The organism is uncultured Leptotrichia sp., from assembly GCF_938036635.1.
GTDB classification, from domain to species: Bacteria; Fusobacteriota; Fusobacteriia; order Fusobacteriales; family Leptotrichiaceae; genus Leptotrichia; species Leptotrichia hongkongensis.
The window spans coordinates 1-2,984 of sequence record NZ_CALHQO010000136.1 but is presented as its reverse complement, the minus strand read 5'-3'; the positions used below and the strand labels follow the sequence as shown (position 1 = coordinate 2,984).

At 32.7% G+C, this 2,984-nt stretch carries 3 protein-coding genes; all 3 read left to right on the top strand.

The window, feature by feature from the left end; translation table 11 throughout:
- Positions 1-1,959: phosphoenolpyruvate carboxylase (ppc, locus tag Q0370_RS02565; RefSeq protein ID WP_299571699.1), on the top strand; the 1,959-nt coding region annotated here is incomplete at its 5' end.
- A gap of 157 nt (positions 1,960-2,116) precedes the next feature.
- Positions 2,117-2,692 carry a PepSY domain-containing protein gene (locus Q0370_RS02560; RefSeq protein WP_299571696.1) on the top strand — a complete coding sequence of 192 codons (576 nt, stop codon included), beginning with the start codon at positions 2,117-2,119 and terminating at the stop codon, positions 2,690-2,692.
- A gap of 78 nt (positions 2,693-2,770) precedes the next feature.
- Positions 2,771-2,984, top strand: a 214-nt coding sequence (locus Q0370_RS02555; protein WP_299571693.1) for a peptidase M4, incomplete at its 3' end; no start/stop codon positions are given.

The following is a 2,984-nucleotide window of genomic DNA, read 5'->3' as shown; positions in this document are numbered from 1 at the left end:
AATACACTGGAGCAGTCGGCGCAAGAGCAGGCTATAAAATTATTCCAGCATTATCTGGATGTAGTTCGAGAAATTTATAGAGATTTATCAATGTCTATTTTAATGACAAATGTAACTGAGGAACTGCAAAAACTGGCTGATGCTTCTGGAGAAGTTTCGCCGCATCGTACACATGAACCATACCGTCGTGCTTTAACAGCAATAAGAGACAGATTGCTTGCTACAGCTTACAATTTGTGCGAGTATAACCGTGATTTATTACCTCCAAAAAGAAAAAATGGAGTTGACATACCTTATAAATCAGCAAGTGAATTTACAAAAGATTTGGTAATTGTGGCAGAATCGCTTAAAAAGAACAATAGTGAGTTTTTGACACAAGGAAAATTAAATAATTTAATCAGCGCTACAAAAATATTTGGATTTCATCTTGCAACAATTGATTTAAGACAGGATTCAAGTGTTCATGAAGTGTGTGTTGCAGAACTTTTAAAAAGTGCAAATATTTTAGGAGATTATTTAAGTTTATCAGAAGATGCCAGATGTGAAATTTTATTAAGGGAATTAGAGTATGATCCTAGAATTTTAAGTGATCCAACAATTCCGCAAAGTGAAACATTAGCTTCAGAGCTTGCAATTTATAGAAAAGCAAAATCGTTAAGAGATCGTTTTGGAGATAAAATCATTGAAAAAAATCTGATTTCTCATGCAACAAGTGTTTCAGATATGCTAGAGATTGCTATTTTACTAAAAGAAGCTAACCTTGCAAAAGGAAATGAAGGGAATGAATTTTGTGATTTACAGATTGTTCCGCTTTTTGAAACAGTGGAAGATTTAATTGCGGCTCCTGATATTTTGAGAAAATGGTTTAATTTGCCGTTAGTGAAAAAATGGATGGATAAAAAAGGTCGAAAACAGGAAGTTATGCTAGGATATTCAGATAGTAACAAAGATGGTGGATATCTAAGTTCAAGCTGGTCTTTATACAAGGCGCAAAAAGAGCTTACTGCAATCGGACGGGAATTTGATGTGGAAATCTCATTCTTTCATGGGCGTGGAGGAACAGTAGGGCGTGGTGGAGGTCCAAGTTACGAAGCCATTTTAGCACAGCCTGAAGGAAGTACAGACGGAACAATCAGACTTACAGAACAGGGAGAAGTAATTGGTGCCAAATACGGAAATCCTGATTTAGGATTAAAAAATCTGGAAGCATTGGTTTCGGCCGCTCTTGAATCAAGTGCATTGACAGAGGAAGATGCAGACTGGGAAGAATATGAAAAAATAATAGAAAATGTCTCAGAATTAAGTTACTACGCTTACCGTGACTTAGTTTACAATACAGATGGATTTTCAGACTTTTTCTTTGAAGTTACGCCAATAAACTTTATTGCAGGGTTAAATATTGGTTCAAGACCGTCTTCACGTAAAAAAACACAATCACTAGACAGCCTAAGAGCAATCCCATGGGTATTCTCTTGGTCGCAAGCAAGAATAATGCTTCCAGGATGGTATGGTGTTGGAACAGCGTTTACAAAATGGATTGACAATGATGATAAAAAATTGGAAATTTTGCAGAAAATGTATAAGGAATGGCCATTCTTCCGTTCAACAATTTCAAATGTTGACATGGTTCTATCAAAAACAGATTTATCAATTTTCGCAGAATATGTAAAACTGGCAAGTGATCAGGAAACAGCACAAAAAATCTTTAAGGAAATAGAAAAAGAGTGGGTTTTAACAATTGATATCTTGAAAAAAATTACAGGAAATGATGTTTTACTGGCAGATAATCCAGAGTTAGTAAGCAGTCTAAGAAATCGTCTGCCATATTTTGACTCGATGAATTATTTACAAATTGAATTAATAAAACGTTCAAGAGCTGGAGACGATTCAGAAGAACTGAGAAAAGCCATTCACATTTCAATAAATGGACTTGCAACAGGGCTTCGTAACAGTGGATAATACAAATAAAAGGAATATTTCTAATTAAAATTAGGACTGTTCCTTTTTTTGTAAAAATTTTTTTCCATTCATTTTATATTCATAAAACTGTTTTATAATGTATCCAAGATAAGAGAGAAGAGTAAAAAAATAAATGAATATTAAAGGAGAAAGAAAGATGAAAAAGAAAATTTTAAGTATTACATTATTAGGAATCCTGGTATTAGGAGTATCAGTAGCTGTAAATGCAAAGAGCAGAAATAAATACAACAGAAATGTTTCTTCAAATAATTACATCGGAGTAAATAAGGCAATGAATATTGCATTGAAAAAAGTACCAGGAGCAAGCAATTCTCACGTGAAAAAAATCAATTTAGACAGAGAAAATGGAAGAATGGTTTATGAAGGGGAGATTTATTATAACGGACAGGAATATGAATTTGATATTGATGCTGTAACTGGTGCAATTGTAAAATGGAAAGTAGATGAAATTTCAAATAATTCTGGCTACATTAATAACAATGTGAACAATTCGCAAACTATAACAATGGAAAAAGCAAAATCAATTGCACTTGCACAAGTGCCAGGAGCTAATCAAAGCCATTTTGGAAAAATAGAATTAGATCATGATCATGGAAGAGCAGTTTATGAAATTGAAATTTTTTACAATAATTCAAAATACGAATTTGATATAGACGCTTCAACAGGAGAAATCATTGGAACTGAAGTAAAGCATTATAATAAAAATTATTAAAATACAATATAAATAAAAAATCTTGCAAAAATTTTTAAATCAAAAAACAAAATTAAATGAAAAAGAAGGAGAAAAATTATGAAAAAGAAAATTTTAAGTATCGCATTATTAGGAATCCTGGTATTAGGAGTATCAGTGACTGCAAACGCAAAAAGCAAACATAAATATAACAGAAACGTTTCTTCAAACAGTTACATTGGAGTAAACAGGGCAATGAACATTGCATTGAAAAAAGTGCCAGGAGCAAGCAATTCTCACGTGAAAAAAATCAATTTAGACAGAGAAAATGGAA

Coding starts and splice junctions, on each gene's coding strand:
- Q0370_RS02560 (WP_299571696.1), top strand. CDS start 2,117: ATGAAAAAGAAAATTTTAAGTATTACATTATTAGGAATCCTGGTATTA.